This is a genomic window from Prochlorococcus sp. MIT 0916 (genome assembly GCF_047305155.1).
GTDB lineage: Bacteria > Cyanobacteriota > Cyanobacteriia > PCC-6307 > Cyanobiaceae > Prochlorococcus_B.
Genome location: NZ_CP138980.1, coordinates 1050401 through 1068623 on the forward strand (window position 1 = coordinate 1050401; position 18223 = coordinate 1068623).

19 protein-coding genes and 1 tRNA gene are annotated in these 18223 nt (G+C 35.9%); 10 read left to right on the top strand and 10 right to left on the bottom strand.

Features of this window, described 5'->3' with window-relative positions; all coding sequences use genetic code 11:
• Positions 1-26 precede the first annotated feature (26 nt).
• A complete protein-coding gene (locus SIB53_RS05420) occupies positions 27-560 on the top strand; it encodes a DoxX family protein (protein WP_269604430.1) in 534 nt (177 codons plus the stop codon).
• 61 nt (positions 561-621) lie between these two features.
• Here the strand turns inward: SIB53_RS05420 and purH are convergent, their stop codons facing one another.
• Positions 622-2178 (bottom strand): bifunctional phosphoribosylaminoimidazolecarboxamide formyltransferase/IMP cyclohydrolase, encoded by a 1557-nt coding sequence (purH, locus tag SIB53_RS05425; RefSeq protein WP_413677270.1) that lies wholly within the window; start codon positions 2176-2178, stop codon positions 622-624.
• 64 nt (positions 2179-2242) lie between these two features.
• On the opposite strand from purH, the gene SIB53_RS05430 reads away from it, so the two are divergent.
• Positions 2243-2848: an alpha/beta hydrolase gene (locus SIB53_RS05430; protein WP_413677271.1), complete on the top strand. Its 606-nt coding sequence runs from the start codon at positions 2243-2245 to the stop codon at positions 2846-2848.
• On the opposite strand, the gene SIB53_RS05435 is transcribed toward SIB53_RS05430, so the two are convergent.
• The gene (locus SIB53_RS05435) at positions 2845-3213 is read right to left on the bottom strand and encodes a DUF3155 domain-containing protein (RefSeq protein WP_269612215.1); all 369 of its coding nucleotides are present in this window, start codon (positions 3211-3213) and stop codon (positions 2845-2847) included. The genes SIB53_RS05430 and SIB53_RS05435 overlap by 4 nt on opposite strands.
• A gap of 323 nt (positions 3214-3536) precedes the next feature.
• On the opposite strand from SIB53_RS05435, the gene SIB53_RS05440 reads away from it, so the two are divergent.
• Positions 3537-4649, top strand: coding sequence for a sensor histidine kinase (locus SIB53_RS05440; protein WP_413677272.1), 1113 nt, complete (start codon positions 3537-3539; stop codon positions 4647-4649).
• Here SIB53_RS05440 and SIB53_RS05445 read toward each other — a convergent pair.
• Complete coding sequence (locus tag SIB53_RS05445) at positions 4630-5352, bottom strand: adenosylcobinamide-GDP ribazoletransferase (RefSeq protein WP_413677273.1); 723 nt, start codon at positions 5350-5352, stop codon at positions 4630-4632. The genes SIB53_RS05440 and SIB53_RS05445 overlap by 20 nt on opposite strands.
• Before the next feature lie 133 nt (positions 5353-5485).
• On the opposite strand from SIB53_RS05445, the gene tgt reads away from it, so the two are divergent.
• On the top strand, positions 5486-6619 hold the full coding sequence (tgt, locus tag SIB53_RS05450; protein WP_413677274.1) for a tRNA guanosine(34) transglycosylase Tgt: 1134 nt from the start codon (positions 5486-5488) through the stop codon (positions 6617-6619).
• 35 nt (positions 6620-6654) lie between these two features.
• A complete protein-coding gene (locus SIB53_RS05455; RefSeq protein ID WP_269604438.1) occupies positions 6655-6798 on the top strand; it encodes a photosystem II reaction center protein K in 144 nt (47 codons plus the stop codon).
• Between the two features lie 133 nt (positions 6799-6931).
• Here the strand turns inward: SIB53_RS05455 and SIB53_RS05460 are convergent, their stop codons facing one another.
• From SIB53_RS05460 to SIB53_RS05470, 3 genes are all read right to left on the bottom strand, one after another.
• Entirely contained in the window at positions 6932-7954 is a 1023-nt protein-coding gene (locus tag SIB53_RS05460) for a Gfo/Idh/MocA family oxidoreductase (RefSeq protein ID WP_413677275.1), read from the bottom strand.
• A gap of 37 nt (positions 7955-7991) precedes the next feature.
• Positions 7992-9260 (bottom strand): hemolysin family protein, encoded by a 1269-nt coding sequence (locus SIB53_RS05465; protein ID WP_413677276.1) that lies wholly within the window; start codon positions 9258-9260, stop codon positions 7992-7994.
• A gap of 14 nt (positions 9261-9274) precedes the next feature.
• Positions 9275-9347 (bottom strand) — tRNA-Ile (locus tag SIB53_RS05470).
• Between the two features lie 109 nt (positions 9348-9456).
• Between SIB53_RS05470 and pyrE the strand changes: the two genes are divergently transcribed.
• Both pyrE and SIB53_RS05480 read left to right on the top strand, forming a co-directional pair.
• Positions 9457-10038, top strand: a complete 582-nt coding sequence (gene pyrE, locus SIB53_RS05475) for an orotate phosphoribosyltransferase (protein WP_413677277.1) — start codon at positions 9457-9459, stop codon at positions 10036-10038.
• Positions 10035-10883 (top strand): tRNA-modifying protein YgfZ, encoded by an 849-nt coding sequence (locus SIB53_RS05480; RefSeq protein WP_413677278.1) that lies wholly within the window; start codon positions 10035-10037, stop codon positions 10881-10883. Before pyrE ends, SIB53_RS05480 begins: the two co-directional genes overlap by 4 nt.
• 4 nt (positions 10884-10887) lie before the next feature.
• On the opposite strand, the gene SIB53_RS05485 is transcribed toward SIB53_RS05480, so the two are convergent.
• On the bottom strand, positions 10888-12354 hold the full coding sequence (locus tag SIB53_RS05485) for a TM0106 family RecB-like putative nuclease (protein WP_413677279.1): 1467 nt from the start codon (positions 12352-12354) through the stop codon (positions 10888-10890).
• Positions 12355-12406: 52 nt separating this feature from the next.
• Here SIB53_RS05485 and SIB53_RS05490 point away from each other — a divergent pair, with 52 nt between their 5' ends.
• Together SIB53_RS05490 and rdgB are read left to right on the top strand one after the other, a co-directional pair.
• The gene (locus SIB53_RS05490; RefSeq protein WP_413677280.1) at positions 12407-13867 is read left to right on the top strand and encodes a phosphoglucomutase/phosphomannomutase family protein; all 1461 of its coding nucleotides are present in this window, start codon (positions 12407-12409) and stop codon (positions 13865-13867) included.
• The gene (gene rdgB, locus SIB53_RS05495; protein ID WP_413679123.1) at positions 13860-14456 is read left to right on the top strand and encodes an RdgB/HAM1 family non-canonical purine NTP pyrophosphatase; all 597 of its coding nucleotides are present in this window, start codon (positions 13860-13862) and stop codon (positions 14454-14456) included. The genes SIB53_RS05490 and rdgB overlap by 8 nt, the downstream gene beginning before the upstream one ends.
• Here rdgB and SIB53_RS05500 read toward each other — a convergent pair.
• The 3 genes from SIB53_RS05500 to fabI all read right to left on the bottom strand — a co-directional run bounded on the left by SIB53_RS05500 (position 14453) and on the right by fabI (position 17459).
• Positions 14453-15946 (bottom strand): carotenoid oxygenase family protein, encoded by a 1494-nt coding sequence (locus tag SIB53_RS05500; protein WP_413677281.1) that lies wholly within the window; start codon positions 15944-15946, stop codon positions 14453-14455. The genes rdgB and SIB53_RS05500 overlap by 4 nt on opposite strands.
• A gap of 88 nt (positions 15947-16034) precedes the next feature.
• On the bottom strand, positions 16035-16646 hold the full coding sequence (gene hisB / locus SIB53_RS05505; protein WP_413677282.1) for an imidazoleglycerol-phosphate dehydratase HisB: 612 nt from the start codon (positions 16644-16646) through the stop codon (positions 16035-16037).
• Positions 16647-16676: 30 nt separating this feature from the next.
• Entirely contained in the window at positions 16677-17459 is a 783-nt protein-coding gene (gene fabI, locus SIB53_RS05510; protein WP_413677283.1) for an enoyl-ACP reductase FabI, read from the bottom strand.
• Between the two features lie 117 nt (positions 17460-17576).
• On the opposite strand from fabI, the gene SIB53_RS05515 reads away from it, so the two are divergent.
• The gene (locus SIB53_RS05515) at positions 17577-18197 is read left to right on the top strand and encodes a thioredoxin family protein (protein ID WP_413677284.1); all 621 of its coding nucleotides are present in this window, start codon (positions 17577-17579) and stop codon (positions 18195-18197) included.
• The last annotated feature ends 26 nt before the right edge of the window (positions 18198-18223 follow it).

An 18223-nucleotide genomic window follows, 5' to 3' on the forward strand; every position in this document is an offset into this window, starting at 1 on the left:
GATAAACTATCAATCATTTGTCGAAAATGGCTCAACCTACAAGTTCTAATATTAAAGATTCAGACTCACAAAAGGTTGAAGTCGTTGTGCAGAGCCCTGAAGGGGAAGTGAATATTTTTGGAGAACTTTCAATATTAGTTCTTAGGGTTAGTTTTAGTTTGTTGATGGTTCATCATGGCTTGGAGAAATTAAATGATCCAGGAGGGTTTGCTGAATTTGTTGTGGGTAAATACTTCAGTTTTCTTCCTGGTGATCCTGTGATTTGGACATACATGGCTGCAGTTACTCAAATAGTTTGTCCAATTGGTTTGGCTACTGGGGTGTTGGCAAGATTGTCCTCATTGGGCTTGTTATCAACTATGGTATTTGCGTTATATTTCCACTTTATAGATACTGGTTTAGAGGGATTCCCTTTCGCGGTAGTGGAAAATCACAATTATATATTTGAATTGTCAGCAATTTATGCAGCAATATCATTTTATTTTTTATGTGCTGGTCCTGGAAGGCTTTCACTATTTAGGAAATCAAATAAAATAACTTATTATCCAAAAGGTACATAAGTAATTATAATTTTAAAGCTAAATAAAATATATAAAAATATAAAATTACTTACAATTAATTTTAATGTAAAAAGTGCCTTTTTCCTGTTATCACCATTTTTATTCCTAAGTCATTGCATGCGTTAATAGAATCTTTATCTCTAATACTTCCACCGGGCTGAATAATTGAACTGATACCATAATCAGCTGCCATCTTGACAGTATCGTCGAATGGGAAAAAACCGTCACTAGCTAAAACAGCACCTTTTGATTTACTACCAGCGGCTTCTAATGCAAGTTTTGCTGAACCTATCCTATTCATTTGACCCGCTCCGATCCCTAGACTTTGCTGATTAAATGCAACTGCTATTGCGTTTGACCTTATATGTTTTACAATTTTCCACGCAAAAGATAGGTCATTGACTTCTTCTTTTGTTGGGATTAGTTTCGTAACATTTTTCCATTCTGTTTGATCAATACTTGGTTCATCTAAATCTTGAACTAATAAACCACCAAGGATGCTTCTTATATGATTTTTATCTGCTTTTTGAATAGACTCAGCTTTTAATTCTAGTATCCTTAGATTTTTCTTTTTTGCAAGTATTTCTTTTGCATTATTATCAAAATTTGGAGCTACAATACATTCAATAAATATATTTTCAAGTTCTTTAGCTGCAGCTTCATCAACAGGGCAATTGATTGCAATAATGCCCCCAAAGGCACTTACTCTATCCCCATCTAATGCTCTTTTAAGAGCTAAATATGGAGATTCTCCAATTGCTACTCCACAAGGATTTGTATGTTTAATTACAACAGCTGCTTTTTGATATGAAGCTCTACTAATAGTATTTTCATATCCAAATTCACGAAGAGTAGATAAAGCAGCCTCTAGATCGAGAAGATTATTTGTACTTAATTCTTTTCCTTGTAATTGATTAGCTCCACTCCATCCTTTTTCAGGCTCTCCATACCATGAGGCCTTTTGATGAGGATTTTCTCCATATCTAAGTTCTTGCCTTAATGGTACTTTTTGCAACCAAGAAGCTTTATTTGAGGCGATTTGGTTGGCAATCCATTTACTTATTGTTAAATCATAAATAGCTGTATGTTCAAAAGCTTGCTGAGAATAGTTTTTTCGTAATTGACTAGTAATTGTTTTTGATTTGTATGCATCAATTAAGTTTGAGTATTGACTTGGATTAGTTACTACAAGAACATCTTGATGGTTTTTTGCGGCTGCTCGTATCATTGTTGGCCCGCCAATATCAATATTTTCGATTGCCTCCTCCCACGAAACATTTTCTTTTGAAATTGTTTGTTCAAATGGGTATAAGTTAACAACCACTAGGTCTATTGGATTGATATTTTGTGCTTTTAAATCATCCAGATGATTTTGTTTATCTCTTCTTGCCAATATTCCTCCATGAATTTTGGGATTTAGTGTTTTCACCCTTCCTTCAAGAATTTCTGGAAATCCTGTGTAATCTGCTACTCGTGTGACAGGTAGGTTTGCGCTCTCAATTAACTTTGCAGTCCCGCCACTTGAAATAATTTTGAAGCCCAATTCATTAACTAATGCTTTAGCCAGAGGAATTAAGCCAGTTTTGTCTGAGACACTTAGCAGAGCTATGGGTGACATCTTTATTGTTTGAGATTGATTCTTCTCGATAACCTACGCATCAAAGAGGCATATTGCATTCAAGATGACTGAACTACTTTTATTAAATTCTGAATCCGCAACAAACAGATTAGTTTTACTTCATGGCTGGGGAGCTGATGCAAATGATCTAGTACCTGTTGGAAAATTATTAACTGAGGGGTTAAAAGAGCGTTTTGAAATAGTTTCTCTCTCAGCTCCTCAGCCTCATCCAAGTGGACTAGGTAGGCAATGGTATCCTTTGTACCCTCATGAATGGGAACAGGTTCCAAATGCAGTATTAGATCTTGAAAAGCGTTTGAATAATCTTTGCTTTAGAAACATACCTTTAAATAAGACACTGCTACTTGGGTTCTCTCAAGGTGGTGCGATGGCATTAGAGCTTGCTGCAAGAAATAAATTTGAAGGAGTGTTTGCACTTAGCTCTTATCCACATCCTGAGTGGAGACCTTTAAAAGATATGCCACCCATTTTCCTCTGTCATGGAAATATTGACCAAGTAGTTCCAAAAGCCGCTTCTCAAAAAAGCTTTGATACTTTGTTGAAAAATAGAGTTAAATCAGAATTGTATTTTTTTGATGGAGGCCACGAAATAACTAATGATCTAATTGAATATTGCCGAGAAAAGATTAAACAAGAATTTCTTAGCTAAACAAAAGCATATTCATACTCTTCGATTTCTTCCCAATCATCTGCTGTAAGTTCTAAACCAGCAAAAATTTTGTCCTCACCTAGATATTCAACAATAACTCTTAGTGAAGGGAAAAGAAAGTGATTCTCCTCAGCGTACTGAGCACTAAATAAGCCTTTCTCTCCCCAGAAGAAACGATCAGTAGTGTGCTCATTACGACGAACATTTAGTATTGCTGGTGCATACAGGCCCTCTTCAGCAATGAATCGTCTTGCTGCAGTTACAGGTTTATGTTGGCCTGTTCCTAAATGAAAAATAGGTACATGCGACATGACGCGCTGACCTGCAAGTCTGCGTCTGCTAATTCTTTTACGCTTCTTTGACATGAAAAACCTACCTTTATTGGGTTTGAGAGAGTTAGGGACTTTGCTTTTGTATTAGCTCTGGCTGAAGCTAGAGTTTTTTTAGAAAAATAGATTTGCAATTGAGATGGATGGTTTTTCTCAAATAATTAAAAGTGGACTACGGAGGTTACCCATCAATCTCTTCCGTAGACTTAAAGTCACTCAAAGTGCTCACTTTTTAATTAAATTTGAGATAACCTCCTGTTAGAGATCTAAATTCTTTATTCACATCTTAATACTTTTTTTAAATTTTTCAAGTTTTTGAATACTTTTTTCCTCTTGTCTAAGATTGCATAATGAGCTCAATGCAGTATTCAGAACGGTTCTTGAATTTTGTTCAACAACAGTTGATGAGCTTTCAAGCTGATCAACTGTTGGAGCATGTCGTTGTTTATGTAGCCCGATCTGGAGATAGTGGCTCTCCTACCTTGGAGGTGGTTGGCCAGTGGCCAAAATTAGAAAAAGTATTACAGCCAGTAGAAACTGATATTGCTCTTCGCACTCCTTCTTCTAATAGGAGATGGTACCCGTTACAAGAGGGATCAATATTGTTAGGTGTTATTCGTGCAGAGCGAATTGCTTCTGAGGAAGAATGGCCTGAATTCCTTGATCAACGTTTGCAATCAGTGTCAATTTTACTTGCTAACTCTCTTGCGTCTGAACTGGATAGAAAAAGGTTATTAGATCAATTAGATGATCAAAAGGAGCAGATATCCTTAATGGTTCATCAATTAAGAAATCCATTAGCTGCACTAGGAACATATGCAAAACTTCTTTTGAGGAAAATAGGCCCTGATAGCGAACATGAAGACCTTTTAAAAGGTCTAATGACAGAACAAGCACAAGTTAATAAATACCTTTCCGCTTTGGATCAACTTAGTCAAGTTAAACTACCTCAAACTGATGATGGATCAAACAGATTACTATTACCTCCGCTTTTGCCAACGGAGACCAGTATCAGTGTAAAAAGCTTGATAGAACCTTTGATTGAAAGAGCTAAAGCTAGGGCTAATTTGCAAGGCAGGAAATGGTTTAGTCCTTCAGTATGGCCAAAATGGATGGAATCAAGATCAATTTCAGAGGGTGTTATTGCCGAAATTGTTGCGAATCTGCTCGAAAATGCATTTCGTTACAGCCCTCCTCAATCATCTATCGGTATAGAATTAGTTGAGGATGGTATATGTATTTGGGATGAGGGCATCCCTATCAAAGAGGAAGAAAGAGAAAAGATTTTTGAGAAAGGTTTTAGGGGTGAAAGTGGTTCGAAAATGTCTGGAAGTGGAATTGGTTTGGCTTTGGCTAGAGATTTGGCTAGACAATTAGGTGGAGATTTACATTTAGTTGTTAATCCGAGCATATTTAAAAGTTCTTTACCTGAAATAGGGAATGCTTTCATTTTTAACTTGGAACCAAAATGATACTTAATAGCAATAAATTAGTTGTTTCTGTTATGACTAAACTTGCTCCATAGCTATCTCCGCAATGGCCTCCTAAAGATTTATTTATTAAGTGTGGGATCAATATTGAAGTTGTAAAACCTGATAAAATGCAGTATATTAATAATAAAGTATTGGATAGATTTAAACTATTAAGGTATAGGAAAATAATTATGCCGATAGAAAGTATAATCAATGATGGTCTTATTTCTTTAGATAGGCCTTTCCAATTTTGGTGGTGATTTGAGATTGATTCTTTGTTCAAAAGATATTCATAATTTTCAATTGCAAAAATTTGGGATATTCTTCCCCAAAAGCACGCTAATGGGAAGGCAAAAGGCGCGTAAAAACTAAGTTTCATTATTGCTGCTACTTGAAGCATCAAAATGATTAATAAACTTTGTACACCTATTGCACCCACTCTGCTGTCTTTCAGTGCCTTAATTCGCTTTGATGGACCTGCACCAATGCCATCAGCTGTATCCATTAGACCGTCAAAATGAAGTCCACCAGTTATAAAGATGCTGATTGAAATAGATATCAAAGCGACAGAAATATTTGGCCAATTCAAGAATTTCAATAAAAGCCAAGAAAATGATTGAAAAATGCCAATTAACACTCCTATTAAAGGCGCAAAACGAGCAATTCTTTTGAATTTAGGTTTAATAATTGGCCATTGAGGCAAAATTGTGTAAAAAACCCATGCACCCGCAAGGTCATTTAGCCAGTTTTTAAAATTCAGAATTACAACCTCAACTGTTTCGTAGGTATCAAATTAGTTATATAACTAATCTAAGTTATGGAACATTTAGGAATAATTGAAAAAGCCCCTCTTTGATTTCCAAATAAAAAGCAGATGCAATTCGACATTCGCTCGTGTCTGTTCTTTTAAAACGCCAAATGGAATTGTAAATACTCCTAAATTTATGCCAGTAGGGACTTTAGGAACGGTCAAGGGCGTTACATCTGAGCAGCTAAAGAAAACAGGTGCAGAAATGATTCTTGCTAATACTTTTCATCTTCATCTGCAACCTGGAGAAAAGATTGTTCAAGATGCAGGGGGACTACATACATTCATGAGGTGGAATAAGCCAATACTTACTGACTCAGGAGGTTTTCAAGTATTTAGTTTGGCAAAGTTAAATAAAATTGACGATGAAGGAGTTTCTTTTCAAAGTCCACGAGATGGTAAACATATTTTTTTGACTCCTGAAAAAGCTATTGAAATTCAAATGGCTTTAGGTGCTGATGTCGCCATGGCTTTTGATCAATGCCCCCCTTACCCAGCGAGCGAATCAGATGTTGAGGATGCTTGTAAAAGAACTCATCAATGGTTAGAGAGATGTCTAAATGCTCACACGAAAGATGATCAAGCGATTTTTGGAATAGTTCAAGGAGGTTGCTACCCACATTTCAGAAAATTGAGTGCAAAAATTGTTTCTGGATTCGATTTGCCTGGGATTGCTATCGGAGGGGTAAGTGTAGGTGAGCCTATAAATCAAATGCATAAAATCGTACGAGAAACTTGTCCTCTATTACCTCAAGATCGACCTAGGTACCTGATGGGAATTGGAACCTTAAAAGAAATGGCCATAGCAGTAGCAAATGGAGTTGACCTATTTGATTGTGTGATTCCTACGCGCCTGGGAAGGCATGGTAGTGCATTAGTTAATGGTGAGACATGGAATTTAAGGAATTCTCGTTTTAAAGACGATTACAGACCATTGGATTCAACATGTAGTTGCGAGGCATGTACTGGTGGTTATACCAGAGCATATATTCATCATTTAATTCGCAATAAAGAATTACTAGGACTTACACTTTTGAGCATGCACAATCTCACGCATTTGATCCGTTTTACAGGTGCGATGAGGCAAGCAATTATTGAAGGTTGTTTTTCAGAGGATTTCGCTCCGTGGCAGAGTGACTCTAAAGCGCGTCATACGTGGTAGCGTGCGTGCTAAATACGTCCATTATTATTTTAGGGATGGCATTGATTAATCTCGACTTACTTGCTGAACTTCCAGTTGCTTACCAGGCTTTTGCTCCAACAGTGGATGTACTTCCGCTAATACCTCTTTTCTTTTTTCTGCTTGTTTTTGTTTGGCAAGCGGCCGTTGGTTTTCGTTAAAAACGAATTTTTTTCTTCTGGTTTTTTAAAAATTTAAGTAATCGATTAAAGGTTCTTAACAAAATAAAATTTTTGCTCGAAGTAAAAAATCGGGTAAGAGTTTTATTTTTTTTTGTGAGGTGATTAGGTGTATCTAGATCCCTTTGTTTAGCAAAATATCTTCACTTGGCCTAGATACTGCCTTCTCAATTAGATCAGCCAGGTGAAGTGCTCTAGATGCTTGAAGCCCTCCAACAGCAGGTTTTTCCTTGCCTCTAACGCATTGCAGAAAATGCTCCAGCTCTGCATACAATGGCTCAATTGATGTTGTACTAACTTCTTCAATAAAACCATCGTTTCTGTAAAGTAATTCTCCATGATCCGCTGAATACCATTCATGAGTCTTTCTATGGATGTGAATATTGTGATTTAGGAAATCTGTTTCTATAAGACTTTGTTTGCAATGAGCACTCAAGCTTCTAATCTTTTTGTGACTCATTTTGCTTGCAGTCAGACTTGCAATTACTCCGTTTTGAAACCCAAGTGTCGCATTAACGTAATCCATAGGTCCATCTCCACTACATCCTCCAACGGCAGCAAGCCTTACCACTTTTGAATTTGCAAGCTCAATAACTAAATCAATATCGTGAATCATTAGGTCCAATACGACTGAAACATCATTAGCTCTCTCTGGATGAGGGCTATGCCTTCTGGCTTCAAGAACTACAACTTCTTCATTTGCTACTACTTTTGTTAATTCTCTAAAAGCTGGATTAAATCTTTCTATATGACCAACTTGTAATAATTTTTTTGCATTGTTTGAAGCAATAATTAAAGATGATGCTTCTTCTTTATTTGCTGCTATCGGTTTTTCAATTAACACATGTTTCCCAGAATTAAGACATTCGAGACCTACTTCATGGTGAAATAACGTAGGTACAGCAATACATACAGCTTCTACTTGATGCAATAAATCCTTATAATTCTTATACCAATTACAATTAAATTGCTCCATAGCTAACTTTCCTCGTTCTTCGTCTAAATCTGCGACTCCTACTAGATGAGCATCTTTGAGAAGGCTAAGAACTCTTGCATGGTGCCACCCCATATTTCCTGTTCCTATTACCCCAACTTTGACAGGAATAATATTTTCGTTGATTTTGGAAATTGTTTTCATTTTTACCTACTTATTAATTAATAGTCTTTTTTATAAATTAATTAGGAAGGGTTATTTTTACTTTGTTTATTCTTGGACCTTTCATGGACATAATTTCAAATGTAATCTCATTATGAATGAAAGTTTCTCCTGAGTTGGGAATTTCTTGGAGTTTTTCTAAAACAAATCCAGCAAGAGTGTAATGATCATCTGCTTCTGGCAATTCTAGTTTAAGCTCTCTATTTAGTTCTATTACTTCTATTTCCCCTGAAGTAATCCATATTTTTTTCAAGTCATCAATAGGTCTTAGCTCAGATTCTTTATTGTCAAATTGAATCTCATCACCAACAATTTCACCTGTTAAGTCTGCTGATGTTATTAACCCTTCAGTTCCTCCATATTCATCAACAACTAAAAGTAGTGGGTTCCCATTCTTTATTAGCGGTAGTAATTCGGCCAAAGTAGAAGTTTCTAAAACACGAACAACTGGTTTTATATAAGGCTCTAAAGCTGAGTTGGCTTGCATTTTCCCTTTGGCTATTGGATCAGCAAGTTGCCTTAAATCTAAAACTCCAAGAACATTATCAAGTGAGTCATCAATAACTAAGTATCTTGCATGACGAGTTTTATGAACTTCTTCCATCATTTGAGTGAAGGAAACCTCTCTTGGAAGAGTAACCATTCCTGATCTGGGAACCATTACCTCTCTGACTTGTGTGTCTCTTAAAGCAAAAACACCTTCAAGTATGTTTCTTTCATCAGGTTTTAATCCTGTTACTCCACCAGTTTCAATTAATTTCTCTAACTCTCCTGCAGAGAATGCAGCTGTTGTAAGACTTTCTGATTGAGTATTGAGTCCAAATAATCTAAGAATTAATAAAGCAATGCCCTCTAGCAAAGAAAGGAATGGTGACATCCATTGTATTGCTGCTTCAATTAGAGGGGACAATTTAAGGGCAGAAGTTTCTGGTTGATTAAGAACAAGTGCTTTTGGCAGAAGACCAGATATCAGAGTTGCTACAAGTACAACAGTAATAAAAAGGCCTAAATCTAAAAAATAGCTTATTGAAGCATTATTGCCCCACCATTTATTTGCGAAATTTTTGCAGATCCAGCCAATTGAAATTAATGAAATAGTGATTCCTAATTCTGCTATTAAAAGAGTTCTCCTCAGCCTTTTTTGCAGACGAATTATGGAATTGGAACCAGGTCGTCCATCTTCTACTAGTCTTTGAACCTTGGTTGATCGAAGTCGAAGAATGGCAAATTGACCTGCATTAAAAAATGCTGGTATTACAAGCAATATACAAAGAAGTAATAAACTCATTAATAATTTTTCTATGGGGGTGGCGAGGATCGAACTCGCCTAAGGCGAATTATGAGTTCGCTGCATTCACCAGATTGCTACACCCCCAAAAAAGCAAAACTAAAACTTTTTTTGATAATAGTTAATTAGTTTGCCTAAAGTAAATATATATCTAATCCCACCAAGATGTTTAATAATTAAACTTGCATATAAAGATATGAACCAATTGAACACTTCATTAGATGGAATGAAAGAAAATCTTTTAACTTTACTAGCTCAAGAAGCTTATAGGTTTGGCGATTTTTATTTGGCTTCAGGAAAAAAAAGTTCTCATTACGTCAATTGCAAGCCAGTCTCTCTCTCAGGTCCAGGTCTCTTATCGATAAGCTCACTATTCCTCAAAAATCTCAATAAAAGTGATAGTGGAGTAGCTGGTTTAACTTTGGGTGCTGACCCTCTAGTTAGTGGAGTTGTGATGTTGGCAGCTCAATCAAGCATTAATTTAAGCGGTTTAATAGTTAGGAAAGAATCTAAAGGTCATGGGACGGGAGCATGGTTAGAAGGGCCTTTGCCTCCAAAGGGTTCCGTTATTACTGTTCTAGAAGATGTTGTTACGACTGGTGGCTCTTCTTTAAAAGCTGTTGAAAAATTGAGAACTCAAGGTTATTTAGTTAACCAAGTACTAGCCATAGTTGATAGAGAAGAAGGAGGGGTTGATGCAATGTCGAAAGCTGATTTAAATTTAAAGAGTCTTTTCTTTTTAAAAGAGATTGTAGAGAAAGCTAAAAGCTTGCAATGACAGAAACTAAATCATTGATTTGGGATGAAACATTCCCTTCATTACTTCTAAAAGGAGAAGGGACTGTAGCTTTTTTACATGGTCAAACGACTGCTGATGTTTTTGCTCAGAAACAACTAGAAAAACACTTCTTAAGTTGTTGGTTATCAACTAAAGGAAGTTTAAAAGCTTTGTTGGAAATTCGAATTTCAAACAATATAGCTGAAATAGTTATAATTAGTGGTGAAATTAAATCTATAATTGATGGATTTGAATCAGTAATATTTCCAGCCGATAAAGTAAAATTAGAAGTTGTAAAGCCAATAAGAAGAATACAAAAAATAAATAACTATGAATCATGGAAGGAATCAATTCCTTTTTGGATAGGTACTGATGATTTAATTGATGATCACATTTCTTATTGTACTAAAGCAACTAAAGAAGAGCTAGAAATATGGAAAATAAGACAAGGAATACCTAGATTTGATAGAGAGATAAATGGTGAAGCAAATCCTTATGAATTGGGTTTAGGAGATATTATAGAGCTTGATAAAGGTTGTTATTTAGGGCAAGAAGCTATTGCAAGGTTTTTCAGATCTAAATCTTTAAAATACCAACTTCGTTGTTGGGAGGCTTATGGTCAACCTGATGATTTCGATATTGGTAAAACGTTATTGAGTACTAATCAAGATAACGAATTGAAAAAGAAGGTAGGATTTATTACATCTTCAATTGAAATGAACGAAAATTTTCTATATGGGCTTGCTTTAATCAGAAACAATTATATTGATAAGGATATTTGTTATTCTGAAAAATACGAATCTATAACTTTAAAAAAACCAATCTCTTTTACGCTTCCTTTTTAAGCTACTAGGATAATTTACATTCTTGATCTATTAACCACTTAGCGATCATTAAGGTAGCAATACAATCATCACGATTGTATTTAAAGATTGATTTTAAATTTTTTGAGTAAACGTTATTTAATTTACGCGATTTTTTCCACTGTCTCCACCATAAAAGAGCTCTAGCTCCATCACTATTGGATTGTTCCCATTCGAATCCTATATATTCTGCGATTGATTTCAGCCCATAATTTCTTACAGGAAGGCACCAGTATCCTCTAATTAATAAATGTATGTCAATAAATCTTTTTTTTAATGCATCAATTTCATGAGAACTAGCCCCTTGCCTTAATCCTAGTTTTAGTAAAGATATTGGCTCTGTTTCACCATAATGGATGATAGGTAGATCTTTATGCTGATTTAATTTTCTTTGTATTCTTTTCCATAGTGATCTTTCTGTATCTTTTTCAAGATTAAGTAACGGTGAATATTTAATTTTTTTTAAACTCATTTCATCGTAGATATTGTTTGGTATGCGAATGAAACCGTGTAAAAAATCATGCTTAATATCTGGGTCTGATTCAATATCATAAATCAATAAACCTTTAGCTTTTTTTAGATTGTCTAGGGTTATTCCTGGATTTAGCTTTATGGCCTTATTCATTGATTGAGATTTCGATTGTAAAATAATTTGTTGGGAAATATCACCATATTGTGTTCCGAATTTTTCAAGATTTTCCTTTAATACATAATGCTTAATCTTTGCTAATTCCTTTATATTATTTATACCAATTTTGTTTAATAAAAGTTCTCTTTTTGCACCAATTCCACTAACTTCACTTAGATTTCCTTTTTTGATTGCTACAGCATCACAATCCTTTCTCCATGCACATATTGTACATTTTTTTCTATTCGAAGTGATTGCTGGAGGCGTTTTAGATTCAATATCTTTCTCTAGATTTTGCAATGAATCTATTAATTCTATATTCAGTTTATTAGTCAATTTTATTTTTTCTAACTTAATAATTTCATTTTCTTTGTGTAAAATTAAACCTTTTTGGACTTGAAATTTTTGTAAATTATTTATTAATAATCCAGCCATTGCAAGAATTAATCTGTGCTCTCTTGTGACTTTTTTCCCTTGCCTAACTATCACGGGTTGGTAAGAAAAATTCCCCCAAATGCTTTCGCCCGATGTCTTCCTTAGTATCGGTAAATTTCCTTTAATAATTCTATTTTTTATTAGAGGATATTTAAGTCTGATTCCGTATGCGATATTTTTACCCTCCTCACAAGCTTGAATTCCTATCCCATAACTTTTTTTTGAGAGATTATGAAAGCAGTCGTTTTGATGATTTAATTGAAGTGTGCTATGAGCTGTCCACAACTTTTTTTGTTTATCACCATAAATTTCAAGCCACGCTTTTCTTCTGCATCGAATCCAACTCCTTAAAAGGTGATCGTTAATTGGTTTTGATTTATTACATTTCATACTTAGAGAATAATCTGCATTTCTTTAAGAACAAAGTTTCTCCAAAATAAAGATGAAAAAGAAAAAGTTGAATCTCGCTAAGGAGAAAATTTCATTTGGCACAGATGGATGGAGAGGGGTATTAGGTGTTGATTTCACATTGGAAAGATTGCTTAGAGTAGCTGCTGCTGCTGCACAAGAGCTTGCTTATGTGAAGGAGAAAAAAAATAATAAGATAATTATTGGCTATGACCGACGTTTTCTTGCAGAGGAGATGGCTGAGGCGGTTGCATCTGCAGTTAGAGGAGTTGATTTAGTACCTTTGTTAGCATCTTCCCCACTTCCAACTCCATCTTGTAGTTGGGGGATTGTTGAAGAAAATGCACTTGGTGCACTAGTAATAACAGCAAGTCATAATCCATACGAATGGTTGGGTTTAAAAATAAAGGGTCCTTTTGGAGGTTCAGTTGATAGCTCTTTCACTGATTCCGTTCAAAAAAGATTAGATGCTGGGGGTATATCAATTCCAATCGAAGATGCTACCGCGAGAATTGATTTTCGAAAACAACATCTTTTGGGAATTAGTCAGAAATTTGATATTTCTTTGATCTCTAATGGCTTGAAAAAATTAGGTTTAAAAATATTTGTTGACCCAATGCATGGATCTGCTGCGGGCTGCATGTCTGAGTTGTTTGGTTCTTATGGTGATGGTCTTATTTATGAAATAAGAACTAAAAGAGACCCACTTTTTGGGGGGAATCCTCCAGAGCCTATGAAGGCTTACCTATCACAAGTAATACAAGAAGTTCAGGATTCATTTCAAAAAGGTCAGTTTTCCATGGGCTTAGTTTTTGATGGAGATGGAGATCGAATTGCAGCCATAGATGAAAAAGGTAGATATTGCAATACCCAATTGTTAATGCCTGTCTTGATAGATCATTTAGCAAGAGTAAGAAATATGAAAGGTTGCGTTATTAAAACTGTAAGTGGTTCGGACTTGATGCGATTGGTTGCGGAAGATTTAGGGCGGGAAGTACTCGAAAAGCCAGTGGGATTTAAATATATTGCTGAAGAAATGCTCTCAAGAGAAGTTCTTATTGGAGGAGAGGAGTCAGGGGGAGTTGGATTTGGTCATCACCTGCCAGAACGTGATGCGTTGTTTACAGCTTTAGTTTTGATGGAGTCAATAGTTGCTGATAGTAAATTTTTAGGAGAGAAAATAGATTCTTTTCATGCTCGTTTTGGTAAGAGTCATTTTGAACGTATTGATTTAACTCTTAAAAATATGGAGATGAGAAGAGACTTGGAAAGTTTCTTAAAAAAGGAAACGCCATCTTCCATTGGCCATGAAGCAGTTCTTGAAGTTATTTCAACTGATGGAATAAAACTCGTACTTGATAAAAGCCATTGGGTTATGTTCCGTTTCTCTGGAACAGAGCCTCTTTTAAGAATTTATTGTGAAGCTCCATCAAGCGAAGAAGTTACTTCAACTTTGTATTATGCAAAGCAACTTATAGATAATGGTTTTGGCTAATCTACCTCTAGTAATTGCTAGTGGCAATGAAGGTAAAATCCAAGAATTTAAAAAACTTTTGGCCGATTTCCCATTTGATTTATTGACTCAACCTGTTGGTTTTGAGATTGAGGAAACAGGAAAGACTTTTATGGAAAACGCAAGAATCAAGGCCATTGCTGTTAGTAAAGCAACGGGCCAATTGTCTCTTGCAGATGACTCTGGATTGAGTGTTGAGGCGCTTGGAGGAGCTCCAGGTATTTATTCTGCTAGGTACGCAAGATCAGACAAGGAAAGAATTGAAAAACTATTAGCCGAGTTAAAACCTTTTTCAAATAGAAAAGCTAAATTTGAGTGTGCATTATGTATTACTAGTGGAGAAAAAGTTTTGATAGAAGTTTCAGGCTTTTGCGAAGGCCTAATAACTTTTTTTCCAAAAGGGGAAAACGGGTTTGGTTATGATCCAATTTTTGAAGTTTCTGGATTAGGTGAGACTTTTGCTGAAATGGAACACGAAAAAAAGAAGCAAATTAGTCATAGGGGGAGTGCTTTCAAATTGCTCAGACCTAAATTGAAAAAGCTAATGAATGCTCAGAAAAGTAGTTTTTAGTTTTCAACCCAGCTTCCGTGTAATCCATGGGGTATGGAAATAGGAACTTCAAGAATAGCTTGTTCAGTAAGATCTTTAGAATCAAGGATTATTAAATCAGTTCCAGATCTAATGCTATTCCAAACCAATGCAATAACCCACCCATTGTCTTCTTGAGACTTTGATTCTTGGGAAGGAATAAATATTGGCTCACTTACAAAACCTCTAGGGGCGGCACTCCAACTAATCTCCTTATTGTTTGACAAGTCGATTTTTTTTATAGCTTGGAGTGGGCCATTACCTTCCTTTTGTTCTGCAGTTGCCATCCAACTGAAGCGTGCCTTTAGTCCTTCAAACTTAGGGTTGACCATTGCAAATTCACAACATTGGTTGCTTATGGTTGAGCAGGTAAATGAACTATCTATTGGATTGATTTCACTTCTTTTTAACACTCCTTCTGGTAAAAGATCAAAATCAATTTCTCTGAAATTATCCTCGGGACCAATACTAGGAAAATCATCATAAAAAATACTTTCAATATTGATTTTTTCACCATCTTCCCAAGCATTTAGATGATGGAAAACAAAACCCTTTGGAGCATCAACTGATTTTGGGGGTTGATCAGCAAATTCCCCACAATCCCTTGGAATTAATAAGAATTTTGGAGTCCCATCAGATTTGGAGGCTAAACATTGTGCTGCTCCTTTTTGTCCAAGAAGGAATGGGAGAGGATTAAAACTTATCGCATTTTGCAGAAATATTGCCCAATTTGGAGTAATAGCAAAATCATGCAAAAAAGCAAATCCATTAAAAGAATCTTTTCTATCGCTTAGAAGAGAACCAATATTTTCTCCTTCTGTAGAGAATTCCATCAATCTAATTGTGCTTTTAGGACCAGTCGATACTCCAAAAGTAACCATTCGTTGACCTTTGTGATGGCCAGGGTCGAATCGAGGATGAGCACTAAATGCTTCTCCTTTTTTCAAAACTCCTTTTAAATCAGATAAACCATTGGTTTCTAGAGTATTTGGATTGAGTGAATATGGACTAGAGGCTTCCCATAGAGCTAATAGATCATCCCCAAGTTTTATTACGTGAGTATTGGCAATATTCTTTAGCCTTACATCAAAAGCATTGGCTAAGACACCGCCTTCTTTTTGAGTTCCAAATACACCTCTATATAGAAATTTCTGGGATTTTTCCTCTTTTACCCATTCCTTTGTACGAACAAAACGATTAGTTAGATTTATTTTCCCGTTTTTAAATTGAAAAGCGGCAATCATCCCATCTCCATCAAATGGATGGTGGACCCATCTTCCGCCTCTTTCTAGTCTCCCTGGACCGTTTCGATAAAAGGTACCAGAAATTTTCTTAGGAATAGAACCTTTCACAAGTTTTAGTTCGGCGTGATCTAGTTCTTTTTCAACATTGCAATATGCACTTGACCAATCCTCTCTGCTGAAGATTGTGTGCTGTGGTGATGTTTCTCTTTTTAAATAACTAACGACCACTATTTTTCTTAGATTGGAACTTGATTTTCGCTTAAACTTATGATTTTTGCGAGCTCCGTCTCAAAATTATTTATTTAAATATGGAGTTTTAACTACCAGCTTGTTCAAGAACTCCTTTACTGCTGGGGATTTGACTTGATCTTCTTGGGTCAATTTCAGTAGCCATGCGAAGAGCTCTTGCAAAAGATTTGAAAGTAGCCTCAATTATGTGGTGAGTGTTATTTCCTGCCAATTGTCTTATGTGAAGAGTTAAACCACCATTGCTGACAACAGCACCAAAGAATTCTTTAACCAATTCTGTATCGTAAGTTCCAACTTTTTGAGATGGAATATTTAAATTAAAACTTAAGTGTGGTCGACCGGAGCAATCAACCACAACTTGAATAAGAGCCTCATCAAGAGGAGCTGAAAAATGACCAAAGCGTTTTATTCCAACTCGATCACCTAATGCCTTTGATAAAGCTTGTCCAATTGCAATTCCAACATCTTCATTCGTATGATGATCGTCTATGTGAGTATCTCCATTTGCTCTGACCTCAATATCAAATAATCCATGACTAGATAATTGTTGGATCATATGGTCTAGAAAACCTATACCTGTATTTGCATTGCATTTGCCAGAACCATCAAGATTAATTTGGACAAAAACGTCCGTTTCCTTAGTTACCCGGCTAATCTCTCCTTCTCTAGTTTTCTTCATATTTAATTGGCAATTTGAATTGGCTTGAAATTACATTCCATTTATGCAATAACCTGCATCAACATAAACAGTTTGTCCTGATATACCACTCGAAAGATCGCTAAGCAAGAAAGCAGCGGTATTACCTACCTCAATTTGAGTAACGGTTCTCCTAAGCGGAGCTTTTTCCTCGACGTTATGAATCATGTCCAGAATTCCGCCAATAGCTGAACTGGCGAGAGTTCTTATTGGCCCAGCACTGATGGCATTAACTCGAACCTGATTTTCAGGACCAAGTTCCTCCGAAAGATATCTAACTGATGCCTCCAAAGCTGCTTTAGCAACTCCCATTACGTTGTAATTAGGAATTGCTCTTTCTGCTCCTAAATAAGTCAAGGTGACTACGCCTGCACCTTTGCTGAAAAGAGGTTTTGCATATTTACATAGTGGGGCGAGTGAATAAGCGCTAATTTCTAGGGCTCTTGAGAATCCTTCTGAAGTAGTTGCACTGTAATTACCTACTAATTCTTCTTTTCCTGCAAAGGCTAAACAGTGAACTAATCCGTCAAGCTGTCCCCATTGATTTTTAATGGTTTCAAAAACTTCTTCAATTTGAGAAGAGTTTTGAACATTAAGTGGTAAAAACAAGCTTGGATTTAAAGGAGAAGTAAGTTCTTTTACTTTTGCTTCAAATCTACCTTTTTCATCGGGCAAGTATGTAATTCCTAATTCAGCTCCAGCTGCTTTTAACTGTTGTGCAATGCCCCAGGCAATTGATCTGTTGTTTGCTATTCCTGTAACAAGGATTTTTTTGCCACTAAGATCGAGAAGCATCTTTCGGACTCATTTGGTTAGTATTACTAATTGTCCCTTATTTAGGGCTAAGACTCATAGTTAAATGAATATATAGTTAAAAGTTCTGTAATCCATTACCCCCTAATCATAAGAATCATGGTTCGAACAGCCTCAACAATGCTTCCATTAGGAACTCCATTACCTGATTTTGAATTAGGTGTGGTTTCAGGCATCAACCTTGCTCCGGATGATTCTTTAAAAGGCCTTAGTCAAATTAGAAGTTTTGATTTAACAAACAGACCATTGTTTTTGATGGTTATATGCGCTCATTGTCCATTTGTTAAACACGTAGAAAGTGGAATCACAACTTTGTTCAACTCTTTTGGTGAGGATGTTCAATTTTTGGCTATTTCTAGCAATAGCGTTATCACACATCCGCAAGACTCGCCGGAATTCCTAGCCTCTCAAGCTAATAAATGGGGATGGAAGTTTCCATATTTATTTGACGCTGATCAAAAATTAGCAAAAGCGCTTAAAGCGGCATGTACTCCCGATTTTTATATTTTTTGGCCATCTCCAGATGGCGAATCAAAATTGAGATATCGGGGACAGATGGACGGAAGTCGCCCTGGGAATGAAATACCTGTTTCAGGTGATGATATTCGTCTAGCACTCCTATCATTATTAAAGGGAGAAGATATTTCAGCTAATCAAAAACCTTCTATTGGTTGCAACATTAAATGGCATCCTGGTATGGAGCCTGAGTGGTTTGGATGAATTAATGGGTGCCTTTTTGATTTTTC